Origin of the sequence: Colidextribacter sp. OB.20 (assembly GCF_009911595.1) — a bacterium.
In the GTDB taxonomy this organism is placed as follows: domain Bacteria; phylum Bacillota; class Clostridia; order Oscillospirales; family Oscillospiraceae; genus Lawsonibacter.
Genome location: NZ_QWKG01000069.1, coordinates 1 through 24014 on the forward strand (window position 1 = coordinate 1; position 24014 = coordinate 24014).

Consider the following 24014-nt stretch of genomic DNA (forward strand, 5'->3'; position numbering starts at 1 on the left):
GGATACCAACCTGTACCTTTATCCCCATGTTTTGAAAATCTTACTCCAGACACTCACCCCTTTGTACCCCGTTATACTATTAAATTGAAAGCGATGGTGAAGTATATGGCTCGGCAGTTGAAATCGAAAAACTCCACATTTCCCTACTATGGAGTGGCAGTCTTGTGGTTGCTATTTATGATCTCTCGGCAGTCGGGCAGGATTGCTCTGGTCATGGGGCTTTCTGTTGCTTTATTTATTTCGCTGCGTTTAATTGGTCTATACCGCAAACCTCAATCCCAGGAAGAAACAGGTGAACCGCAGGAGAATGCAGCTTCTCGTTCTGAGGAGATTCTTCAAAAATGCTCTGCCTCGGTTCAGGCTTTAGACTATGTGATGAAGCAAATTCAGAATACAGAGGTTCGCAGGAAAGTTTTACAATTGGAAGAGTTGAGCGGAAAAATCCTAAACGAGGTGAGAGAACGCCCGGAGAAAATATCCAAAATATCTACCTTTGTTGATTATTATGTTCCTACCACAATCAATATTTTGAATGCTTACCGCCGCGCAGAGGCTACAGGCATTGAGGGAGAAAATATCAGCAAAACCAAAAGGCAAATAGAATCCATGCTGGATTCATCCATACTGGTTGTTTTCCATAAACAGTTGGACAGCTTGTTTGGGGCAGATGCGCTGGACATTTCGCTGGAGCTTTCTGTTCTGAAAGAAATGATGATTCGAGAAGGTATTTCCGGAGAGAAGTTGGAAGCGCAGACGACAAAAAATGCGGACGGCTCTGACATCCGGTTAACTCTATAGGGCAGGAGGAAACGAAAGTGGAAATTCTCAAAAAGAAATCCATTGCGGTGTTGACTATGTCCCTGATAATCTTTGTTGCTTTGGTTGTGGCGGCTAAAGCACCAATCGGAAAAGCGATGATAATCCTCTTCATTTTGCTAGCCGTGTTTACAGTAATTGATCTCATTGTTGACGCAAAATTTCTTACAGAAAAACAGTCCAGATTTGCCAGTACTGTTGTTGGGCTGATTGCCGTTGTAGGAATTGTGATATGGGGCACATTTGCGAATCCAGGGGCACCTGTTAACCGTGGGGAAATTGCTGGACAAGGCAATATACCACCCCCCGCCGCAGCAGATGAAACTTATGAGTTGAGTCTATTCTATTTTGAAAGAGGTGATTATGAGGAAGCTATTCAAACGCTGAAAGAGGTCGCAGACAGTAGCAGCTCTTATGTGGAAGCACAGAAGCTGCTTGCAGAGGCCACAGACTGTTATCGGAATGGGCTCATGGATACGGCCAATACATATGTGGAAAAAGATGACTACAAATTAGCCATTGATATTTTGAATGCTGGACTTCTAGTAATTCCTGATGATGCAAAATTGCTCCAAACAATTGATGATTATTCTTCAGAGCACATGAATGCTGTCCGTACCGCCGCAATCGCAGATGCGGCGGCATATGTGGCTGAGCAGGATTACACAAATGCGATCCGGGCGATTTGGGGTGCACAGAATGAAGTGGGCAACGATGTGGAACTGGATGCGTTAGAGGAAAAATACTTGGAAAAGTATAAAAATTTTGCTTTAATTCAAGCTGATAAGCTTTTTAATAGCGAGGGATATGAATCTGCTATACAGTTTTTGCGAGAGGTCCAAAGCCTCCCCTTATTAGATTCAGAAATATTAGCGGCAGTTTCTAAATATGAGAGCTATAACCCTGTATCGTTGGATAACTTAGAAATATGGCAATATGGGGATTCTACTTGTGGCCCTTATTCACACGAAACTGTCACAGATAATTACGGAAATAGTTATGATACATTTTACGCTGGAACATCCAGGTCAGGTTGGCCCGGAATACATTTTAACAATTATAATGTATATAAGATTGATAAAATGTACTCCAAGTTATCTGGTATCTTTTGCATAGCAAAAGAAGGAAATTCCAGTACCAGTGAAAGCTATCTTTATATATACGGTGATGATATCCTCCTGAAAAAACTTACAATAACGGGAGGCGATGAACCTGTTGCGTTTTCAATTGATATTTCAGGAGTATCACTGTTAAAAATTAAACCAGATTCTGCAATTGGATATGGGGGTGCAGAACTTTCTTTTGTTGCAGATCTTTTCCTCGCAAAATAAAACCGTGTGTTCACCAAAACTTGGTGCTCATAATACAAAATAAAAAGGAGGAAAACAACATGAAACACAAACTTCAGCGCATTCTAGTATGTTTTCTCGCACTTACCTTGCTCACCTGCCCCGCATTAGCGGCGTCCTCGTTCCCGGATGTGGACGAAAACGCCGACTATGCCGAGGCAGTAGAGTATCTCAAAGATGTTGGCATTATGCGGGGAGATGACAAAGGGAACTTCAACCCAAACAACACCGTAACCCGCGCAGAAATGGCAACAATTATATGCAACATGCTTGGTGAAACTGAGGACCTGACTGTCTCAGATACGTTTTCTGACGTTCCCACAACTCATTGGGCCAACAAATATATTGCCAAAGCATCTGAACTCGGTTTTGTAAGCGGTTATGGAGGTGGAAAATTTGGGCCGAATGATACAGTAACGTTTGAACAAGCAGTGACAATGGTGGTACGGGCCATGGGGTTAGAAGAAATCGCACTTGACTATGGTGGTTATCCTGATGGATACATTGAAGCGGCAACTAAGTACGGATTTACGCAGGGACTTTCCGTACAGGTTGGTGAAAAAATGGCTAGAAATCAAATTGCTCTTTTGCTATACCAAACACAGATATAGGAGATGAATAAGATGAAAAAGCAAATATTGAGTTTTATTCTCGCAGCATGTGTAATTTTTACACTCATCCCAGGCACTATTTTTGTTGCAAGCGCAACAGAAACAATTACTGATGAAATTATTCAAACTCGAATTGATGAACTGGATCACTTATTGAGCGGCAAGTATTTTACCCAAAACGGCCAAGGTTGTTGCAAATGGAGTTCCAATCACGGATGCGCTAATTGCAATGTAAACAATGTGATTAAGTCGCAGTGGTTCAAGAATTTATTTGGAACCGTACAGACATCACAACTTTTCCTGAGTGGGGGAAAGTCGTGTATGGGCTTTGTAGAGTTTGCTGAATGGTATATTTTCAGAGCCAACAATAGAGATACCGTATTGCGAGGTAGCAGCACAAAATATTCCAATGGATTCAATTATAATACGATCTCAAAAAATGCCGAGACAGGTGATTATATTAGGGTAAATGGTCATTCTTTTATATTGATAAGCGTGGATTCGTCTGGTGTGGAAGTATTGGATTGTAATTCGTATAGCACTTATAATTGCATCGTAAAAAGGCATAGAATAGAGTTCAGCAACAAAAGCTATGCTGGTAAAACTATTTACATTTCGAAAATGTATTCGAAATCGGCAGGATTTCCTGTGCGAGGCACTACACCATCTTCTGGCACAACATCCTCACAAGTCCCACCTCATTCCGATACAGGTGGCCATTGGGAATACCGCTATGTAGGCTATACAACATCCAATAGTAGGCACGAGTGCTGGTGTGAGACATACCTAAAGAACAAATTTGGGAGCGCAAATCTGCGATGTTCCGATTGGAGTTCAACTCGGTATAGTTCCAACGGATCAAATTGGACCTGTGGGAGCAGTTGTAAAGGAAATCACACTGGCATTGCCTTTACCGGAAGCAATAGAGCGCCTTACTGGTCTGAGTATACTTTACCAGACGGCAAAAATTACTACTGGGAAGAGAAACGTTGGGTAGAGGATACTCAGACAGTTCCCCCGCCCACTTGTACACAGCATGTGAAAGGCAATATGCTATATTGCGAAAGCGTACATCCCCACCGTAATTATTATGTCTGCTCTGTCTGCGGGAAAGAATTCACTGATGATGTAGCAAACTATGTAGATTCCTGTGAAATTTGCAATCCCAAACCCCCGACACCAGTGGGCCATTGGGAGCAAAGAGGCTGGACTACTACACCCGTTTCCACGTCTGATACCATCCGCAATATCGAAACACGGACAGTTGAAACCTCTCCCAGCCGCACAGAATATCGCTATGTCGGTTACGCCACAACTGATGGTCGGCATGAGTGCTGGTGTGAGACATATCTTAGAGGCAAATTTGGCAGTGCAGTGTTGCGATACTCCGACTGGAGTACGGCGAGGTATAGTGCCAACGGCAGCGCTTGGAGTTGCGGCCAGTGCAACGGGAACCATACCAGCGTTGATCATTATGGAAATGACGGACGAGCCTGGTGGGCAGAATTTACACTGCCCGATGGAAGGAATTTTTACTGGGAAGAGAGCCGAACAGTCCCTGCGCAGTATAGGACAGAATACAAATATGAAAAATGGGTTCCCGACTAATCTGTAAAAGAGCAACCGCCCGGCCTGCTTGCGGGCCGGGCGGTTCAATAATTGAAGGAGAAAATGGTATGAGCATAAAGGAACTGAGAGAGTATTTAGGCATTGTCGTGGATATGGAGAAAAACATATTTTTCAATTATCTGCCTGTGTAACTGAAATTTAAGGGAGAGAACAGAAGATGCGAGACAAAAAACAAATCTTTTTTCTATGTGTTTTTTGGGTATTAATACTTATGTCATTAAGTGGATGTTCTAAATCCGGGAAGAGCGAAAAAGAGATCATCAACGATTTGCAAGCCGACCCAGTTTTTATTTCTGCGGACGTTGAAATCAGTGATTATAAAATAATCAAACGGCAGACTGATGTAGAGAATAAAACTGATTTTGTTTATATCACTGTCCATACAAATGCTCCCGAACTAACAAGTTCACTAACATACGAATTGAAATATGAGCTATATAACGAGGGCTGGATCCTTGAATCTGTCATGCGCTACTACGATGGGCCTTGGGAATTTTCGGGCCTGAGCAATGAACAACTGCTTGCCGATGTCAAAGACAATGACTATTATTTTTCAGATTGGGATTTAGATGTCGAAGACTTTGAGATCGTAGAGGAGACCTGCGATTCAAACGCTATGGTATACTATGAAAAGTGGATTACTATAGATTTAGCAGCACATCATACATCCTTTGACTATCATTCGTCTTACAAAATGTGCTATGGAATTGTAGATGGCATATGGCAGTTGCAGAGCGCTGAAATACAGAACCGGAGATATGCACCAACGTACTCTGCTGGTACAGGTAACGTAATGGAGACCCTTGACATGAATCTTCAAAATCTTTATCTTTTAGATGGCGTTAGTTACCAGTATGATAATTACCAATATTTAAGAACGGATTCTGACTGGGATAACTGTTTTGAGATACAGTATTATACTGCTGAAAAAACTTGGTTTTACGGCAAGGAAACTTTTCTGATATCTATTCCTGTCCACTTTTCAATAGAGGATGGATATCCTCATTGGTACTATAATGAAGACGAAATTGGACAAACACTTCAAAGCGTGGAATGGGGAATCATAGGAACAAAATGGACATCTGATATGGCAACATTGGAAATTCATGATATTTCTGCAACTGATGACCCAAATGTGTATTCAGCAAATGTTTCGTGCAACGCAAGGTACATATCTTATGTTTATGCAAATGGTCTGCTTTATCATTGCGAAGCTGCAAATAAATTGGCTACACTCTCTTATAAGGAAGGCCATTGGAGTCTGCAGATTCCGGACAACACGGAAAGCATTGATTGGACTGACACATGGTGTGGTAATTTTTACCTGCATGGATATGATGAAAAACCTGAAGCACTCTGGCCAGAGCAGAAGGCGGGCCTTTTCTGGTTTATAGCTCGATATAACAGTTCAAAACTCGAAAAAGTATCATAACCGCTGTAAAGCAAGATTCATATAGTTCTTTCGAGATTGCGGCAACAAAATAATTCGAGGGTTCCGAACAGCACACTTCTATACATGGCCTGTGACCATGTATCATGCGCTCTGCGAGGCTACGGCCCGGACTTCCAAAAGTCCAGGCCGTTTGCATCTCCTTGCTTTGAACAAGGGGGACAAAGGCCTCTTGCGCTGCTTCGTGGCTATCCCCCTTTATATAACCTCTTGCCGGGAGTAAAGTGTACCCTTTGTCAAGGACAAAATAAGAAATAGACACCCCAAAATTTGGACAGACATCAAAAAAAGACAGCAGGCTGAATGAATCTCAACTATTTGTCACCTAATTAAAGGATCAGAAACTATCTCTGGCTCCAAAGTGTGCGCACCAAGCTCATTGGGGGTTTTAGAGATTTCAGGCGGCGAGGGTTTGCTGGGGAGATCAAGAGGATAAACGCCGGTAGTGACAAAGGAGAAATATTCGTTGGGAGAGAGCTTTGCCAAATCCCATTGATACCTCTCGTTGTTGTAATACGACATATAATCGTCAATGATCGCCTTTACCTCATAAAAAGAGGGATCGCCCGTCAAGTCAATCAAATCTTTCATATGCCCGAAGAAGCTCTCCTGTGGCGCATTGTCCCAGCAGTTTCCTTTGCGGGACATAGAGCGGCGAAGCTCGTTGTGTTCAACGAGTTCAATAAATTTGCAGCTGGTATAATGGCAGCCCTGGTCGCTGTGGATTACAGTCTCTGCATGGAGCGAGACGCCATGTTCCCGCATCAAAATATCCACCGCGTCCAGCACAAAGTCAACTTCCAAGGTTGGACTGAGGGTATAGGAAAGCACCTGCTTTGTATAGGCGTCCATGATCACACAGAGGTAGAGGAACGACCCGCCCCAGGGGATATAAGTAATGTCCGTGAGGAGCACAAGCCGGGGGCCATAGCTCTCAAATTCACGGTCTAAAAGGTTAGGCGCGTAATGATTCGTTTTCATTGCGTTTTTCATTTTGCGGTAAGGGTTTGCCCTCCGAATCGGACATTGCAAGCCGTATTTTTTCATCAACCGGCGTATCTTTTTCAGGTTCATAACCACCGGCGGAGTATTGTGGATAAGGCACATATAGATGCCCCGCGCCCCTTTGGAATATCTCCGCCGGTTGTATAGTCAACACACTTGAAAATCGGTAAAGTTCGGCGGCCAAAATGGCACAGGGCGGCGTTGTCGTCTTTGGCGGGCGTCAGCCCGCCTGCATCCTCCGCCTTGCCCCGCGCCATTTTTCCTCCCCTCCTTTTTACCTCTTCTCAAGTGCGTCGACTATATGCCTCCAAAACCAGCTCAAAATCAGCGCGATCCTGTGCTTCCCGCACCTGCCTGGCCGAAGCGGCGTTTAACCACGCATAGTAGCCGGACCTGGAAACCCCCGCTGTCTGGCACATCATGGATACAGATAGTTCGTTCTCACCGCCGGATAACGTCTGGTGGATCAGGGAAAAGATGGTGGAAGCCTCGTTCATGGCCGCGGCCCTTGCTTTCGTCCACCTCTGGCAGAGGATATTTTTTTTAGAAATTCCACCTCCTGCTCCAGATATTTCAGCCGGTGCTGCATCTGCCGCAGCTGAGCCTGGGTAGTTGTGTCTCTGCCTTCAGCAGACCCCTCTCCGCGCCTGCGCTGCGGCCGCTCATGGAACCCTTTCGCTGAAACCGCCTGCTTGCACACTACGTTCTGGATGCCGCTGAGACGGTTCCTCCCGAGTACCTCCGGATCATAGCCCAAATCGTACATAATCGTTCTGGGTGTATCTCCTTCCTGGTATCTCCGCCAGAATTCTTCCTTGAATGCGTTTGTGAAGGTGATCTGCGTGGTGGACACATGGAACGTGTATGGATTTTCTGCCATAACCCGCACCTGCTCTTGGGTAAACATTTTCCGTGCCATGTGTGATGCCCCTTTCTATTGGCTTCATTTTATCACACAGCCCTGCCCTTAGAACATACTCTTGTCCTATATCCCTTTTCTTTCTTTACTTGTTTCGTCCACTTTTAGGGTACGTCCTTACTTTTTGACCTGTCCGCCAACCTGGGTCTCCATTTTTCCTGCTGTCTATAATCTTGGGTACAGTTTAGAGGCAGGCAATCTTTTTATAGACAAATCCGAAAATCAAGGAGGTACTATAATGAAAAAATCTCAAGAAGAATTACAGAAAGAGTAAGACGAATTTTTGTCAAGCTAGAGCAATATCAGCACCGGGACCAGCAATACGAGAACCGCCCCTCTAGCAAATTGAAGAAACGAAACCACCACATCATCACCTGCGGGGCAACAGTGGAACGCATCGTCCCAGAGGTAAACGCAACATGAAAGAATTCAGTTACAAGAGCTACAACGAACTGCCGCTGTTCCTGAACGCAGCAATAGTGGCAAAGGTACTGGGCGTCTCACCGTCCAGCGGGTACGAGTTGATGCATGAACCGGATTTTCCTGTTCTCAAAATCGGCAGCAGGCTCGTGGTGCCTAAAGAGAAATTCGTGGAGTGGGTGTCGCAGCACACCCAGGGAGGTGCGGATTGAAGTACACACCGTGGCCCAAACGTGATCCAGTCAAGAACTACTTTCAACTGCCCAACGAGATATTCCTGCTGGGACTGTCACCCGGCGCGCTGGCTGTCTACTCCTACCTGCTCTGCTGCGAAAACCGAAGCACCTACCAGTGCTGGCCCAGCTACAAAACCATCGGCAGAGCAGTGAGGATGAGTGCCAACACAATCCGCAAGTATGTGTGTGAGTTGGAGGAGCGGCGGCTCATCAGTACGGAGAGCACAAGCGTCACCACCAAGGCTGGTCTGAAGCGCAATGGCAACCTGCTCTACACCATCCGTCCGATCCAGCTGGCCCTCGACCAGTTCTACGAACAGCAGTTGGCGCGGATGGATGTGGCAGCTGAGCGTCATCGGGTCGCAAAGGCCCTCGCACTTCGCAGCGATAGTGCACACTCAGTGTGACAGCCTGTGCGCCGCCTGTGTGGCCTCGCTGGTGTCCAGAGGGTAACAAGCCACCTCCACATCGCAGACACAGCTGTGTCCAAAGCGTGTGACCGGTGTGCACCATCCGGCGAATTCAGCACAGCCGAAAGTGGCAGGTGAACCGGGGGGTCGAAAAATGTGCAGGATAAAGGCCGGGGGTCGCTTACGCGCCCCCCCGGCCAGCCACACCGCCCCGCAGAGCGGGTCGGGGCTTTTCCATAGGTGGTCGGAATTTTCACTTTTTGCTGTGGCAGGTGGTCGGTATCAGCAAATCCAGAGAGAAAACCTCAGCGTTTCGCCATTTCGCAAGGTGGCTGTCACAGGTGGTTTTCAGAAATTTTGCGGAAATCGGTGCGGGGGTCATTTTTCACCCCCTGGGGGTAAGTCGGGGGTCAGTTTTTCCTCTGCCCTTACAGCCGCCACAATGTTGGCGGATTCAGGCGGGGGTATACGCAGATTTTGCGCCGCAAAACAAAGAATAAAAGTCCTCGAAAAAAGTAGTAGCTATCTTCCGCAAAGTGTGGTATGTGTTGGTGTTGCAGAATCGGAGAAAGGAGATGATACTCATGGCAAAGCGCAGACCGTCCGGTGACGGCATGGTACGCAAGCGGGAGGACGGGCGCTGGGAGGGCCGCATCGTAGTAGGGCATAAAGAAAACGGCGACTCCATCTTCCGCTACGTCTACGCTCCCACGCAGAAGGAACTGTCCGCAAAGCTCCGCCAGCACATCGACAGTTACCAGGGCGTCGACCTGACAGAGCAGAGCCGGATGACCTTGAGCGAGTGGCTCGACAAGTGGCTGGAAAATATGGTATATACTCTGCGGCCCAACACGCTGAGGAACTACCGAAGCTACATCGAGAACCACATCCGCCCCAGCCTGGGTGACAAACAGCTGGCTCGAATCACACCGAAGGACATCCAGCGGTTCTACGAAGCGCTGAGCGATTGTCTGTCCAGTGGTACAGTGCGCCGCATCCACACTACGCTCCACGGTGTACTGAAGGCAGCGCAGCAGGCACACCTGATTGCCAGCAACCCGACCGAACAGATCATCGCTCCCAAGTTCAGTTATAGAGCGAAACAGGTACTAACAGACGAGCAATTGGATATGTTCATGAAGGTCATCGCGGAGGATGAAATCTGGTGTGACTTCTTCTACACCGAGCTGACCACAGGTCTGCGCCGGGGTGAGATCTGCGGACTCAAGTGGGAGGACTTCGATGAGGTTGCCAGCACGCTGAAGGTCTGCCGCACCGTCTACCAGGAAGCTGGCGGTGGGCTGACTGCTGGGGATACCAAGACCAGCGCAGGCACTCGAAAGATCGTACTGCCAGCCAGTACGGTGCGGGTTCTCGATGAGCGAAAAAAGTTTGCACTGACCGAGTGGATATTCCCCAACCCCCTGAAGCCGGAACAGCCCACCAATCCTGGCTCAGCATACCGCCGGTTGAAGGTCCTGCTGAAGCAGGCCGGCCTTCCGAACATTCGCTTCCACGACTTGCGTCACACCTTCGCAACTCACGCTCTGGCGTCGGGCGTGGATGTGAAAACCCTGTCTGGTATCCTGGGCCACACCAGGGCGGCGTTCACCCTGGATACCTACACTCATACCACCGGCGATATGCAGAAGCGAGCCTCGGAAGTGGTAGGAGATTTCTTGACAGACATTTTCGGAGAGGAGTTGAAACCGTGGGAAGAAAGCGCAAAAGCGGCGAGGGTACTGTCCGGCTGAGAAAAGACGGGCGTTGGGAGGGCCGAGTGGTTATCGGCTACGATGACAAGGGCCTGCCCAAGACAAAAAATGTGCTGGCAAAGACCAGGGCAGACTGCGTGGCGAAACTGGGGTCGCTGAAAGAGTCCATGGCTCCCGCAACCGCCGCCAAAATCAGAGCGGATATGCCCTTCGGTGAGTGGGTAGAATTCTGGTACAAAAACTACAGTAAGCCAATGCTCCGCCCCAGTTCCCAGCGATCCTATGAGGACTTTATCCGGCTCTACATCCGTCCAAAACTGGGCAGCGTTCCCCTGAACAAACTGACAACAAATGAGCTCCAGCAGTTTTTCAACTGGATGAGGAAGGACGGACGTACTCTGCATAGAGAGTCCAGGGGCGGCGGTCTCTCGGACAACATGGTGCGCAATTGCCACAGCCTATGCCGCAGGGCGTTGGAAAAAGCTGTGTCAGACCGATTGATCGTAAAGAATCCAATTGAGGGATGTAAGGCCCCGCCAATCAGACGGGAGGAGATGCAGCTGCTCACCAGGGAGGAACTGCAAAGACTGCTCATCCAGGCCAAAGACGAAGGTTACTACGAGGTGTTCCTGCTGGAACTGACCACTGGCCTCCGAGTAGGAGAATTGATGGCGCTCCAGTGGGACGATCTGAATTTCAAGACCGGAGAACTGAGGATTGAACGGCAGGTTTATCGAACCAAAGAGGAACTGCTGATCCAGAAACCCAAGACCAAGGCATCTATCCGAACCGTGATTCTTCCCTCACCTGTGGCCGAGGTCTTGCGGGTATATAAGCAGACTGTATCCTCACGATGGATGTTCCCCTCTCCGAAAAAAGAGGACGCCCCGCTGGCTCCAGCCGCCGCCAGCCACAGGCTGAGCAAAATCCTGACTCATGCGGGGTGCAAAAAGGTTCGCTTCCATGACCTCCGGCATGTTTTCGCCACCAACGCTTTGGAACATGGGATGGATGTGAAAACGCTGTCCACCATCATCGGTCACGTCTCCTCCGCCACCACGCTGAACGTCTATGCCCATGTCACTGATGATATGCAAAGGCAAGCCGCCACAAAAATCGACCGGGGCATTGGTAGAGCGGAGACTCCCATAGAAAGCTCCCAGGCAACAACCAGCCACACCACGACGGACTTCAAGGCTCAGCGGGGCAAGCGCCGTTACTGGGGCAGCGGATACTTGGGGCGGACCAAAGGTGGGCGCTGGAACGGAAGGTACACGGTGACCTGGCCCGATGGAACAAAACGCACCCGGGACATCTACGCTGACTCAGAGGACGAATGCGAAAAGTTGCTGGCGGTAATGATAACCGAGATGAAAACGGAGGTAGCCGCCGAAAGGGAGCGGCTGAGGGCAGAAAATAGAGCAAGCTGAGAACTGCGGCCCACCGGGGGTGTCCCGGTGGGCCAGTTTTTCTCGGTCTGTGGGCAAATATGTGGTCAAGGAGTACCCAGCCGTACCAAGCAAGCAGAAATTGTCACGAGAATGGCAGGTCTGAATCAGATAATGGAGATTTTCAAGGCCATAAATCAGCCCTTATCCTCAGAGCAGCGTGTGCGCTGGTACATACAAAGAGGTCTGCAAAGATTTTTTAGACAAATTTTGATAGTTTATAGCCGTTTCTACTCCTTTTCATTTACTCTCCGGCACTCTTTGAAAACAGTGTTTCCACGTGTTCCACATCTGTCTGTGGCTGTTTATGTGGTCAGGAGGATCGACGCTCCGGAAGAGGCACCCTATAAACACAACGAAACGCTGTGTAATCCGCTCGATTTTTACCTCTGTATTTCTCCGTTTTAGATTGCAATTTTCTATCGACTTTCGCCTCCTATTTCGGTATTGTGTTGCTTGCAAAAGCCCCACAAAACACTGAAAATTAGGAGGAAAATGTATGACCAACATGAAAAAGCGCATTGCCGCCACACTGACAGCAGCTATCCTCACAACTGTCCTCACTGTCCCCGCCATGGCAACGGAAACGCCCGACAAATCCGTCCGGGTGAGCAGTTACAAGGGAAGTACCCTGGAGGTAGGAGACCGTAGCGGACTCATCATCGGTCCCAGCGGTGCAAACTACACTGTGACTTCCAGCAACCCAGACACGGTAGCGGTGGAACAGGTGCTGACCTTCTGGGTTGCCATTGCCAAAGCGGAGGGGATCGCAGAGATCACCGTCTCCAACAGCGCTGGAGAACGTGGGACCGTAATACTGACGGTTGGCTCCGCAGCCCCCGCTACGCCGGAAGCCCCCGCCAGCGGGGACAGCGCCGGCCTGACAGACAACCTGGAGATACGGCAGGAGATGATCTGGCTCATCAACCAGACCCGAAAGGACAACGGAGTGTCGGAACTGCCGGTCAGCGAGGCCCTAATGAATGCCGCCCAAGCCTGCTCCGACCGGCGCTACACATGGCATCACGCCCTGGAGGAAAGCCAAGCCGCTGTTGACGCCGGTTACCCCTATGGCTTCGGTGACAACCTCACCGTGTTCACCGGTACAGTCGATGCTGCCCAGTGCGCCGTCGACAACTGGATCAACTCTCCTGGCCATTTTCAGACGATGATCGACCCGAGATGCGACTGCATCGGCGTAGGCGTGACCCAGTACGATGGCATCACCTACTGTTACATGTTCGTCGGGATACCCAACAGCGTCAACTTCTATGCATGAACCAAATAGCAACCAGGAAGGGCCATCCAGGAAACTGGACGGCCCTTCCACGTGGCGGCACAGAGTATAGACAGGAAAATACAACACCGGGGAGCAGATTTACTGCTCAGATATTGCGTACCAGTAAACAAGGAATTAAACCCTTTTATCAGCCACAAAGGATTATAAAAGGAACTCCCATTCTTGATGTGCGATCTCATATTTTGAAAAAGTCCTTGACAAATTCGTCTACACGATGTAATCTATACAAGAGACTACACTGCGTAGACAGGAGGCTGTACTTATGGCAGAAATTCAATTAGGGGCTGTGGAGGCCCGCTTTGCGGACATCATCTGGGAGAGGGAGCCCGTGACATCCGCCGAACTGATTAAACTGGCCGCAGCGGAACTCACCTGGAAGCGGACAACCACACATACGGTACTGCGCCGGCTCTGCGACAAGGGCCTGTTTCAAAACAATAACGGTGTGGTGACTTCTCTTTTGTCCCGGCTGGAGTTCTATGCCCTTCACAGCAAAAAGTATGTGGACGAGACCTTTGCGGGCTCACTCCCCGCTTTTCTAGCCGCATTTACCAGTGAAAAGAAGCTGACAGCCGAGGAAATCACCGAGATTCGTGCGCTGATCGACAGGGCAGGTGAATGATATGAGCGATCTATTCCTGAACATTCTGAACATGAGCATTGCCGCAAGCTGGCTGATTCTGGCGGTGGTGCTGCTACGGTTCCTGTTGAAGAAGGCACCGAAGTGGATTGCCGTCCTTTTGTGGGGAATCGTTGCTCTGCGGCTAGTGGTTCCCTTCTCCTTTGAGAGCGCATTGAGCCTGATTCCCAGCGCCGAGACCTTCAACGCCCATAACATCCAGTATGAGACGCCCGCCATCAGCAGCGGCATCCCCGCCGTCAACAATGCGGTCAATCCCGTTCTGGGCGAAACATTTGCTCCCAACTCTGTTGGTAGCATCAACCCGCTCTATATCTGGACACTTGTTGTGTCGGCAATCTGGCTCGTTGGCATCGCCGCCATGCTGCTCTATGCAGTCATCAGCTATGTGCGGGTGCGTCAGAGCGTTGCGGAAAGAGTGCCCTATGAGGGAAACATCTTTCTGTGCGACTATGTGAAGTCTCCGTTTATCCTGGGGCTGGTCAGGCCCAAAATCTATCTGCCTTCCAGTATGGACGAGGCGGCTATGGGGCCGGTAATTGCCCACGAAAAGGCGCACCTGGCAAGGCGTGACCACTGGTGGAAGCCGCTGGGCTTTCTGATCCTGACCGTTCACTGGTTCAATCCCCTGTGCTGGGTAACCTATGTGTTGCTGTGCCGGGACATTGAGCTGGCCTGTGACGAAAAGGTTATCCGGCAGATGGATTTGGATGGGAAGAAGCAGTACTCCACCGCTCTGCTGGAGTGCAATACTGGACGGCGGCTGGTGACCATTTGCCCGCTGGCCTTTGGAGAGGTTGGCGTAAAAGAACGGGTGAAAAATGTGCTGAATTACAAAAAACCGGCGTTTTGGCTCATTGCTGTGGCGGTTGTCGCCTGTGGGGTGGTGACGGCGTGCTTTGCGACAAATCCGGTGACAGAAGAACCCAGCACACCAAATGCGGAACGTCCAACTTTGATCGTGGACGGTAATGTCTATGTCAATCCGTACATGCCGGTATCCTACTTGCCCTATGGCTACCAGTCCGCCGGAAAGCTGACAAGAGAACAGGCAAACAACACAGGGCTTGAGGGAATTGAGTATTTTGTTCATCCGTCTGAAACGGAGGATTTTTATACCTATCAGGAGTGCGGGACACCGATTGATCTCAATACGGTGGACAGCGAACAAAGGCAGTGGGCCTATATGCGCTGGATACAGGTAAAAGATGATGGGGTTGAAGGCCGAAAATTGACCCTTGATGATGTGGTCATGCTGTCGCAAAAGGGGGACGCGCTGAGTTGGTCAGATTTTGAGCGGTATCAGGGGTGGGAGATTGGCTCCGGTCTGTATATCATGCGCTACGAGATTGATGAACTCTTTGATGTCCTGGTGGGCGGTGTTCCAGACGAGACGCCTATGTATATCGCTCTAAGGGTCCACAATGAGGCGGATGACAGCATTGATATTCGGACAGAGGATGTTTCCACATTCGTTGAAGCGCACAGAAACGATGTGCCAAAGGTTATTGGATTAAAACCTGATGGCGGCGGTGAACCCGCGCCGGAGGAACCCAATTTTTCCACTCTCTCCGAAGAACAGGCCGTGATCCATCAGGCGATTCTGGAGCGTAACCGTTCCGCAGACCCAACCGGCTTTGTATCCTGCGCAAGTTTTGCGGAGATTGCCTGTATCGTTGCGGATGGAAGTGACTTTTCAGAATATATTCACTACGGCTGGGCGCTCTATGAGGAATACAGGGTCACGGACAACGGACTGAAGACCGTCCGCGGCAGTCATGTTCCTGTTGCCATTACATTTCGGGAAGACCCGTCTGGTACTCTTACACTGGAGGAATATTGGCAGCCCAGAGACGGCAGCTACTATGCGCAGGACATCCGTGAAAAGTTCCCTGCACATATCGTTGAGGACGGCATGGACAGCCAGAAGTTCATTCTTCAGCAGACCCAGGAGTGCTACGCCCAGGCGGTCGCAGCTACCGGGCTGGATACTGATCAGGTGATCGGGTCGCTCATTGAGACAATTTGCAGCGGCCCTGCGCTGTCCTCCAATCCGGGGGATTATATTGAGGCACACCCCATCGAGTACCGGGAACTGACATACTATGGCCGGTACACCCTGAAATACTGCTTCACCAAGTTTTTGAAGGGCGGGCAAACTGATTTGCGCGGACATATTATGAGAGCCGCCATGGATGACATCGCGCCGGAAGCCCAGCTCAAGCTATATGCAGAAACCGGGCAGGAGTATTTCGATGCGTGGAAGGACGCCGCAAAATCCGTTGGGAAGCAGCATGATATGGAATGGATTGAAGAGAATCAACCGGCTATCTATCTGCTTTTACAAATGATAAGTGAATAAAACCGCTCGGTCCTGTCACCTTTGATTACCCAACAGCGTCAACTTCTATACGCAATTGAATAACATCCAGGAAGGGCCATCCAACAGACTGGATGGCCCTTCCTCGTGGTTGTAGAAAACAATGAAATAGCGCCTTGTAACCAGAGGCCTTATCCGTTATAATGTAATAAATTGCCGATATAGGGGGGGGACCACGATGTCACCAGAGGAAAAGGCCCGTCTTGCGATAGACCAAAAGCTGATCCGATCTGGCTGGGTCATTCAGGATATGAAAAATCTGAATCTGTTCTCTGCCATGGGCGTAGCTGTGCGGGAGTTCCCAACCAGCACAGGCGAAGTGGACTACGCCCTCTTCGTTGATGGAACTCCTATAGGTATCGTGGAGGCGAAGCGGACAGAGAGCGGAGAGAAGATCACTACGGTGGAGGATCAGTCCGCACGTTATGCCGGAAGCAAATTCAAGTGGATCAAGGGAGATACAGCCATCCGCTTTGCCTACGAAGCGACGGACAAGCTGACCCGGTTCACAGACTATCACGATTTGAAATACTGCTCCCGGACGGTCTTCTCCTTCCACCGTCCGGAGACGCTGCGGGCGCTGCTAAGCGCGCCGGATACCATCCGCAACAACATGAAGCATTTTCCGCCCTTTGACACCACCGGCTTTCGGGACTGCCAGATTCGTGCGATCACGAAATTAGACCGTTCTTTCTCTGAAAACAGGCCGAGGGCACTGGTGCAGATGGCCACCGGAGCCGGTAAGACCTTTACCGCCATCACCGCCGCCTATCGCCTTTTGAAATTCGGGAAGATGAACCGTATTTTGTTCCTGGTGGACACCAAAAGTCTGGGGGAGCAGGCGGAGCGGGAGTTCCTGGCCTATACCCCCAACGACGATCCCAGGCCATTTTCCGACATCTACGGCGTGTACCGCCTGAAATCCTCCCGGATGTCGGCTAATACGCAAATCTACATCAGCACCATCCAGCGGATGTACTCTATTTTGAAGAGCGAGGACTTGGACGAGTCCGCAGAGGAGACCCCATTCAGCGAGTATGTCACCGCCGACAGCAAAGCGCCAAAGGAAGTGGTCTACAACGAAAAATATCCGCCGGAGTTCTTTGACTGCATCATTGTGGACGAGTGCCATCGATCTATTTACAATGTCTGGAGTCAGGTGCTGGAATATTTTGACGCATTTATCATTGGCCTGACGGCCACACCGGACAAACGTACCTTTGCCTTTTTCCATCAAAATGTGGTCAGCGAGTATTCCAGAGAGCAGGCCATCATTGACGGAGTCAACGTGGGGGAGGACATCTTCCTCATCGAAACCGAGGTAGGACAGCACGGCGGATACATTGTGAAACAGCAGATCGAATACCGGAACCGCCTGTCCCGGGAGAAACGATGGAAGCAGATGGACGAGGATGTAAATTATACACCCTCCCGCCTTGACCGGGATATCGTCAACCCCAGCCAGATTCGGACTGTGATTCGGGCGTTCCGGAAAAACCTGTACACCATCCTGTTTCCCCGCAGAAACGAGGTTCCCAAAACGCTGATTTTTGCCAAGACTGACAGCCACGCGGACGACATCATCCAAATCGTCCGGGAAGAGTTTGGCGAGGGTAACGAATTCTGTAAGAAGATTACCTATTCTGCGGATGACCCGGAAGGAGCCCTTTCTGATTTCCGCAACAGTTTCAATCCCAGAATTGCCGTCACTGTGGACATGATTGCCACCGGAACAGATGTAAAGCCCATCGAGTGCCTGATCTTCATGCGGGACGTGCGGAGTAAAAACTATTTCGAGCAGATGAAGGGCCGGGGAACCCGGACGCTGAGCAAGGATGATCTGCAAAAGGTGACTCCCTCCGCCACAGAGAACAAGGATCACTTTGTCATCGTGGACGCGGTGGGCGTCACCAGATCCAAGAAATCGGACACCCGTGCCCTGGAGCGCAAGCCCTCCGTCTCCCTGAAAGAACTGATGATGAATGTGGCGCTGGGGGCGAAGGATGAGGACACTCTCACCTCCCTGGCCAGCCGCATCGTCCGCCTGAATGCCCAAATGACACCCTCTGAGCGGAAAGAGTTTCAGGAGATCGCCGGAGCCTCCGCCGGACAGACCGCCCAGGCTCTGCTGGATGCCTTTGACCCGGACGTCATCGCAGCCCACGCGGGGGTGTCCCTGCCAGAGGAGGGCGAACCTACCCAGGAACAGCAGGCGCTGCTGGATGCAGCCCAGCGGGAGCTTGCCGCTGCCGCCTCCGCCCCGTTCCACAGGCCGGAGGTGCGGGACTACATCGAAAATGTCCGCCGGAACCATGAGCAGATCATTGACAATGTCAACCTCGACACGGTGCTGTTTGCCGGGTACGACGTCAGACAGGAAGAGACCGCCAGCCGGGTCATTGAGACCTTCCGGGAGTTCATTCAGGAAAAACAGGATGAAATCACGGCCCTGCGCATCATTTACGACCAGCGGTATAAGGATCGTCCCATGGCGATTGCCAAGCTCAAGGCGCTGTATGAAAAGCTGAAAGCCCGGAACATCACGGTGGACAGGCTGTGGGACTGCTATGCTATCAAACAGCCAGACAAGGTGAAGAGGGGGACGATGGTGCAGCTGGCCGACCTGGTATCCCTCATCCGGTTTGAGACGGGCGCGACGGAGACGCTGGTTCCCTTTGCTGAGCGGGTCAGCTACAATTTCCAGCAGTGGTCCTTCCGCCGCAACGCCGGCGCCGTCCACTTTACCGAGGAGCAGATGGAGTGGCTGCGGCTGATTAAAGACCACATCGCCGCATCCCTCAGCGTGGTGCTGGAGGACCTGGACCTCAGCCCCTTTGACCGCAAGGGCGGCCTGGGACGGTTCTATGAGGTGTTCGGGGAAGATTATGAGGAAATCCTGATGGAATTAAATGTGGAGCTGGTGGCGTAAAGGAGGGCTTTTTATGTCAATAAATTTTTCAGAAATAACAATATATGAGTTATTTGCACTCATCCTCTCAATAATTGCAATTTTAATTCCAATCATTCAGTGGGCTTGGAAAAAATGGGTAATAAAACCAGTGCTTTATCATTTACCCACAGGTCGCGCTTATCTGTTTATCAACAGAAGTGGGTCATATATACAAATTGAGGGCGTATTTGAAGCAAAAAACAAGCCTATTTCTGTGAAAAATGTTGCCCTCAAAGTGTTGCGGGTAAAGGATGATAAAGTGTTAAATTTGAGATGGTCTACATTTACTTCACCAATGAGCCAAAGGATGGGCGGGAATTATTCATCCATTACAGAAACCGCACATCCTATCCGAATTGACGGTAATAGTATGATATGTGCTTTTATAGAATTTGCTGATTTTTATGATTCATTTTCAAAAACGTTTCAGCCATATTACGATGCCTTAGCTCAACAGACAGACAACATAAATTCCCTCAATTTATCATACGAGAGAGCCTGCCAAATCTATACTTCAAGCGAGCCATATAAAATGGCAAAATCACTTTTAGATAAGGAGTTGTTTTGGGAAATTGGACAATATGAAATAACTTTAGAAGCTGAATATGGAAAAGAGAAAGTCCAATTCTTTTACAAGTTCTCAGTCAATGCAGACGATTATAAGAGAATAGAATTAAATTTAGTGGAAACTCTTGCAAAACCAATAAAGGATTTATATATGAAGCCCTTAGCCATGCAAACAGTGCAGGTGGAATTGAACACAAAATAGATGGGATATGTGAGTGAAAATGAACGTCCAAGTTAAAAAGTGGGCTGAGGTTCTCCATATTATCAGCGGAAAAAATCAAAGAACTGTTTCTGACCCTGCTGGCCAGTATCCTATCTATGGAAGTGGCGGCATCATGGGGCGTGCCAATGACTTCTTGTGTGAAGCGGGATCAACCATTGTTGGCAGAAAAGGGACTATCAACCGTCCTATCTTTGTGAATGAACGTTTTTGGAATGTTGATACTGCTTTTGGAGTTTTTCCGGGGGAAACACTTCATCCCAAATTCCTCTTTTATTTTTGTCAGTCGTTCAATTTTAAGGCTTTGGACAAATCCACCACGATTCCCAGCCTTGCAAAGCGTGATTTACTAAATATTGAGATGCCTGTTCCCCCCCTCCCCGACCAAGAGCGCATCGTTGCCCGCATTGAAGAACTGTTCTCTCAGCTGGACGCTGGTGTGGCCGAACTGAAAACGGCAAAGGAACGGTTGAAGGTGTACCGGCAGGCGGTACTGAAAGAGGCATTTTCAAAATTTGACGGTAGCATTGAGAAAACAATTTCGTCTGTATGCGAAAATATTGTAGATTGTCCTCATTCAACACCAAAATGGGTTCAAAAAGGAAAGCTATGTTTAAGAACCACAAACTTTAAGCCCGGATATTTGAACTTGTCGGAAAAGAATTATGTTTCAGAAGAAACATTTTGCGAAAGGATTTCCAGACTTGCGCCAAAACCAGGAGATGTGCTGTTTAGCCGAGAAGGTGCTATTTTAGGTATTGCCTGCATAATTCCAGATGGATTAGAAGTCTGTATGGGACAGCGAATGATGCTGTTGAGGCCATCAGAGGACTTATTGAATAAATATCTGATGTATTACTTAAATTCACCGAAAGCCAGAACTCTAATTATAGAAAATGTCGGAGGAACAGCGTCACCTCACATAAACGTCGGAGATATCAAAAACTTTACAATTCCAATCATTCCTTTTGTTCAACAACAATCTGTTGTGGCCGAAATTGAATCCCGTTTATCTGTCTGCGACAACATTGAGAAAACAGTAGGCACCGCCTTGCAACAGGCCGAGGCCCTGCGGCAGAGTATTTTGAAGATAGCGTTTGAGGGAGGGCTATAATTATGTCAAAGAATGAAAGTAATTCAAAAGTGGAGTTATTTTTCCCATATTATATTAATCAAAGTAGATTACTGGATATATACGCCATTTTGAACGGTGGTTATTCTGAATATGCGGAGATCACCACCAGTGTTTCAACAGAAAAGACCAAATCTGGCAAACTCGATGGCCAGGCCGGCGGTGGCTTCAAACTGGTCAATTTGGGCGGTACTCTGGGTGGTGAACTCGGAAAGACCGATGGAGTATCAAGTGAAAATCGAGAGAAAAAAGTGCAAACCATTACATCAATCCTGAGCTTAGTTAAAACATCACTTGCGGATAAGGGGTATCTCGTTGACATAGTAAAAGCAAGACCAGGAAATTTTGTTTGTCTACCAGTCAATCTTCAGATCAATTCTATAAAATCCATGATTGCGGAAATGACTGATATTCTGAAACTTGCGGCCAATATGCAGAAAGTTGGTATTAAAATCAACGGTGCAGGACAAGACACAAAGCAATATGAAAATATCTTAAAGTCAATTCAGGTTTTGTTTGCTGGTGAGGAAATCCTTTATGAGACGGAATCTTTTGCGATTGCTGGAAATATTTTAGATGAAAACCTATATCAAGGTACTCGTTCTGACTTAATAAATGCAAAACTTACATGCCTTGCTCAAGTTAAGCGTGTTTATCCTGATGGTACCGAGTTGATGAAAAATACTATTTTTACAAAAATTAAGGATGCCAGTGCAAAGGATAAATTAATTACATCAATGCAGGCGCTAACTTCCGGTAATGTGTTTGATTTTGAAGCGACTGCTATCTCTTCGATTTACGAAAAACCTGTATATCAGTTAGAGATAATTGCTTTGTATCAGTAAGGGGAGAATAACATGCTTGACCAAACCTCCACCATCATTTCCAAAGTCTGGGGTATGTGCAACCCCCTGCGGGACAACGGTGTGTCCTACGGCGACTATCTGGAGCAACTGACTTACCTGATTTTCCTGAAAATGTCGGACGAGTATTCCAAGCCGCCCTACAAACGGGAGACCGGCATCCCCGCCGGGTACACTTGGGCGGACATGAATACCCTCAAGGGCGCAGAACTGGAGGAGCAGTACAAAGCCACCCTGGAAAAGCTGGGGGAACAGGGCGGCATTCTGGGGAAAATTTTCAAGGGCGCGGTGAACAAGATCAGCAGCGCCGCAATTCTGTACCGCATCGTGCAGATGATCGACCAGGAGCGGTGGGTGTCCATGTCCTCCGATGTTAAGGGCGAGATCTATGAGGGCCTGCTCCAGAAAAACGCGGAGGACGTCAAAAGCGGCGCTGGGCAGTACTTTACACCCCGGCCTCTCATCCGAGCTATGGTGCGCTGTGTCCGCCCGGAGCCAATGAAGACCATCGCGGACCCCTGCTGCGGCAGCGGCGGATTTTTTCTTGCCGCGCAGGAGTACATCGCCGACCCGGAACGATACGCCCTGGATCGGGAGCAGAAAGAATTTTTGAAAAATCAGACCTTTTACGGAAGCGAGATTGTACCGGCCACCTACAAAACCGCACTGATGAATTTGTACCTCCACAACATCGGAGACATCTACGGAACCGTCCCCGTTACCTTGGGGGATGCGCTGTTGACCGACCCCGGCTACCGGGTGGACTACGTGCTGACCAATCCGCCCTTCGGAAAGAAGTCCTCCATCACCTTCACCAATGAGGAGGGAGAGCAGGAGGAGGAAGACCTGGTTTACAACCGAACCGACTTCTGGACCACCAGCTCCAACAAGCAGTTGAATTTTGTCCAGCACATCAATACGCTCCTGAACGCCAGGGGTAAGGCGGCGGTGGTCGTGCCGGACAACGTGCTCTTCGAAGGTGGTGCCGGTGAGACGGTGCGCCGGAAACTGCTGGAGACCACCGACCTGCACACGATCCTGCGTCTGCCCACCGGGATCTTTTACAAGCCGGGTGTCAAAGCAAACGTGATTTTCTTTGACAAGCGCCCCGCCAGCCCGGAGCGGCAGACGAAAGAGGTGTGGGTGTACGACTTCCGCACCAACGTCCATTTCACGCTGAAACAGCATCCCATGACTGACGCCGATCTGGAAGATTTTATCTGCTGCTTCCATCCGGAGAACCGGCACCAGCGCCATGAGACATGGTCGGAGGGTAACCTGGATGGCCGCTGGAGGAAATTTGCCGTTCAGGAAATTCTGGATCGGGACAAGGCCAGTCTGGATATCTTCTGGATCAAGGACAAATCTCTTGCGGATCTGGATAGCCTGCCCGCGCCGGATGTATTGGCTCTGGATATTATCGAAAATCTCCAGAGCGCACTGGATGGTTTCCAAGAGCTGATGCAGCAGCTAAACACGACACCGGAATGATAGTTCTATGCACATCTATCATGATGCTTCACGAAATACACCTGCAAGGGTCAACCTCTGCGGGTGTATTTTTTCAGTGGCACTCACAGCAGAATTATTTATTATGTCCAGGTACAAAAAATTTTATACGCTCTCTTGACAAAGCTTACTCAATCAAGTATCCTATACATAGAACATATATTCGGGTGCAACAACTGAACAAACTGCCTCGCTCTACTTCCGACTTACATATCCGAGGCTGTGCAAGACCTTGCGGTACGACATTCTGTACCGCTGGTCGTTTTGCCAGCAAGGATGTGTAGGTCTTTTGTTTTTCTGGTATGGAGGGAACAGCGTGGACGGCTATCACACTCTGTCCTGTATTCCATCACAGAGAGAAAAGACTGTCACAACTGACAAGGAGTCCAGTGGTATGAAGTCAAGAGGGAAATAAGGAAAAATTCAGAGAAAAAAGAGTGTGGAA

Annotated in this window: 18 protein-coding genes and 1 pseudogene; 17 read left to right on the plus strand and 2 right to left on the minus strand. The window is 49.1% G+C overall.

The genetic code is table 11. The features are described from left to right. The 5 genes from D1641_RS15295 to D1641_RS15315 all read left to right on the plus strand — a co-directional run. Positions 1-798, plus strand: a 798-nt coding sequence (locus D1641_RS15295; protein ID WP_160667209.1) for a 5-bromo-4-chloroindolyl phosphate hydrolysis family protein, incomplete at its 5' end; no start/stop codon positions are given. 17 nt (positions 799-815) lie between these two features. Beyond that, positions 816-2147 (plus strand): hypothetical protein, encoded by a 1332-nt coding sequence (locus D1641_RS15300; protein WP_160667211.1) that lies wholly within the window; start codon positions 816-818, stop codon positions 2145-2147. A 59-nt stretch (positions 2148-2206) separates the two neighbouring features. Beyond that, positions 2207-2776: an S-layer homology domain-containing protein gene (locus D1641_RS15305; protein WP_160667213.1), complete on the plus strand. Its 570-nt coding sequence runs from the start codon at positions 2207-2209 to the stop codon at positions 2774-2776. Between the two features lie 12 nt (positions 2777-2788). Then, entirely contained in the window at positions 2789-4384 is a 1596-nt protein-coding gene (locus tag D1641_RS15310) for a hypothetical protein (RefSeq protein WP_160667217.1), read from the plus strand. Between the two features lie 178 nt (positions 4385-4562). Beyond that, positions 4563-5837 carry a hypothetical protein gene (locus D1641_RS15315; RefSeq protein ID WP_160667219.1) on the plus strand — a complete coding sequence of 425 codons (1275 nt, stop codon included), beginning with the start codon at positions 4563-4565 and terminating at the stop codon, positions 5835-5837. A 339-nt stretch (positions 5838-6176) separates the two neighbouring features. Here the strand turns inward: D1641_RS15315 and D1641_RS15320 are convergent. Next, positions 6177-6992: pseudogene (locus tag D1641_RS15320) on the minus strand (IS3 family transposase); the annotation flags it as partial. A gap of 361 nt (positions 6993-7353) precedes the next feature. Further along, positions 7354-7779, minus strand: coding sequence for an HTH domain-containing protein (locus D1641_RS15325; protein WP_160667223.1), 426 nt, complete (start codon positions 7777-7779; stop codon positions 7354-7356). Between the two features lie 419 nt (positions 7780-8198). On the opposite strand from D1641_RS15325, the gene D1641_RS15330 reads away from it, so the two are divergent. The 12 genes from D1641_RS15330 (at position 8199) to D1641_RS15385 (ending at position 23551) form a co-directional block, all read left to right on the plus strand. Continuing rightward, a complete protein-coding gene (locus tag D1641_RS15330) occupies positions 8199-8411 on the plus strand; it encodes a helix-turn-helix domain-containing protein (protein WP_160667225.1) in 213 nt (70 codons plus the stop codon). After that, the gene (locus tag D1641_RS15335) at positions 8408-8842 is read left to right on the plus strand and encodes a helix-turn-helix domain-containing protein (RefSeq protein WP_160667227.1); all 435 of its coding nucleotides are present in this window, start codon (positions 8408-8410) and stop codon (positions 8840-8842) included. Before D1641_RS15330 ends, D1641_RS15335 begins: the two co-directional genes overlap by 4 nt. A 587-nt stretch (positions 8843-9429) precedes the next feature. Then, complete coding sequence (locus tag D1641_RS15340) at positions 9430-10599, plus strand: site-specific integrase (RefSeq protein WP_160667229.1); 1170 nt, start codon at positions 9430-9432, stop codon at positions 10597-10599. Then, a complete protein-coding gene (locus D1641_RS15345; RefSeq protein WP_160667231.1) occupies positions 10557-11990 on the plus strand; it encodes a site-specific integrase in 1434 nt (477 codons plus the stop codon). The genes D1641_RS15340 and D1641_RS15345 overlap by 43 nt, the downstream gene beginning before the upstream one ends. Positions 11991-12507: 517 nt before the next feature. Further along, complete coding sequence (locus tag D1641_RS15350; protein ID WP_160667233.1) at positions 12508-13287, plus strand: CAP domain-containing protein; 780 nt, start codon at positions 12508-12510, stop codon at positions 13285-13287. A 283-nt stretch (positions 13288-13570) separates the two neighbouring features. Further along, the gene (locus tag D1641_RS15355) at positions 13571-13930 is read left to right on the plus strand and encodes a BlaI/MecI/CopY family transcriptional regulator (protein WP_160667235.1); all 360 of its coding nucleotides are present in this window, start codon (positions 13571-13573) and stop codon (positions 13928-13930) included. A gap of 1 nt (position 13931) precedes the next feature. Further along, the gene (locus D1641_RS15360) at positions 13932-16310 is read left to right on the plus strand and encodes a M56 family metallopeptidase (protein WP_160667237.1); all 2379 of its coding nucleotides are present in this window, start codon (positions 13932-13934) and stop codon (positions 16308-16310) included. Positions 16311-16506: 196 nt separating this feature from the next. Next, complete coding sequence (locus tag D1641_RS15365) at positions 16507-19257, plus strand: type I restriction-modification enzyme R subunit C-terminal domain-containing protein (RefSeq protein WP_160667239.1); 2751 nt, start codon at positions 16507-16509, stop codon at positions 19255-19257. A gap of 13 nt (positions 19258-19270) precedes the next feature. Further along, on the plus strand, positions 19271-20047 hold the full coding sequence (locus tag D1641_RS15370; RefSeq protein ID WP_160667241.1) for a hypothetical protein: 777 nt from the start codon (positions 19271-19273) through the stop codon (positions 20045-20047). Positions 20048-20066: 19 nt separating this feature from the next. After that, the gene (locus D1641_RS15375) at positions 20067-21179 is read left to right on the plus strand and encodes a restriction endonuclease subunit S (RefSeq protein WP_243149419.1); all 1113 of its coding nucleotides are present in this window, start codon (positions 20067-20069) and stop codon (positions 21177-21179) included. Between the two features lie 2 nt (positions 21180-21181). Beyond that, on the plus strand, positions 21182-22042 hold the full coding sequence (locus tag D1641_RS15380; protein WP_160667245.1) for a hypothetical protein: 861 nt from the start codon (positions 21182-21184) through the stop codon (positions 22040-22042). A 12-nt stretch (positions 22043-22054) separates the two neighbouring features. Then, positions 22055-23551: a class I SAM-dependent DNA methyltransferase gene (locus D1641_RS15385; RefSeq protein WP_160667247.1), complete on the plus strand. Its 1497-nt coding sequence runs from the start codon at positions 22055-22057 to the stop codon at positions 23549-23551. Positions 23552-24014: the final 463 nt, after the last annotated feature.

What these genes read in the sequence shown, in the direction of transcription:
- D1641_RS15305 (WP_160667213.1), top strand. Translation starts at nt 2,207, where the DNA reads ATGAAACACAAACTTCAGCGCATTCTAGTATGTTTTCTCGCACTTACC.
- D1641_RS15310 (WP_160667217.1), top strand. Translation starts at nt 2,789, where the DNA reads ATGAAAAAGCAAATATTGAGTTTTATTCTCGCAGCATGTGTAATTTTT.
- D1641_RS15315 (WP_160667219.1), top strand. Translation starts at nt 4,563, where the DNA reads ATGCGAGACAAAAAACAAATCTTTTTTCTATGTGTTTTTTGGGTATTA.
- D1641_RS15325 (WP_160667223.1), bottom strand. Translation starts at nt 7,779, where the DNA reads ATGGCACGGAAAATGTTTACCCAAGAGCAGGTGCGGGTTATGGCAGAA.
- D1641_RS15330 (WP_160667225.1), top strand. Translation starts at nt 8,199, where the DNA reads ATGAAAGAATTCAGTTACAAGAGCTACAACGAACTGCCGCTGTTCCTG.
- D1641_RS15340 (WP_160667229.1), top strand. Translation starts at nt 9,430, where the DNA reads ATGGCAAAGCGCAGACCGTCCGGTGACGGCATGGTACGCAAGCGGGAG.
- D1641_RS15350 (WP_160667233.1), top strand. Translation starts at nt 12,508, where the DNA reads ATGACCAACATGAAAAAGCGCATTGCCGCCACACTGACAGCAGCTATC.
- D1641_RS15355 (WP_160667235.1), top strand. Translation starts at nt 13,571, where the DNA reads ATGGCAGAAATTCAATTAGGGGCTGTGGAGGCCCGCTTTGCGGACATC.
- D1641_RS15360 (WP_160667237.1), top strand. Translation starts at nt 13,932, where the DNA reads ATGAGCGATCTATTCCTGAACATTCTGAACATGAGCATTGCCGCAAGC.
- D1641_RS15365 (WP_160667239.1), top strand. Translation starts at nt 16,507, where the DNA reads ATGTCACCAGAGGAAAAGGCCCGTCTTGCGATAGACCAAAAGCTGATC.
- D1641_RS15370 (WP_160667241.1), top strand. Translation starts at nt 19,271, where the DNA reads ATGTCAATAAATTTTTCAGAAATAACAATATATGAGTTATTTGCACTC.
- D1641_RS15375 (WP_243149419.1), top strand. Translation starts at nt 20,067, where the DNA reads ATGAACGTCCAAGTTAAAAAGTGGGCTGAGGTTCTCCATATTATCAGC.
- D1641_RS15380 (WP_160667245.1), top strand. Translation starts at nt 21,182, where the DNA reads ATGTCAAAGAATGAAAGTAATTCAAAAGTGGAGTTATTTTTCCCATAT.
- D1641_RS15385 (WP_160667247.1), top strand. Translation starts at nt 22,055, where the DNA reads ATGCTTGACCAAACCTCCACCATCATTTCCAAAGTCTGGGGTATGTGC.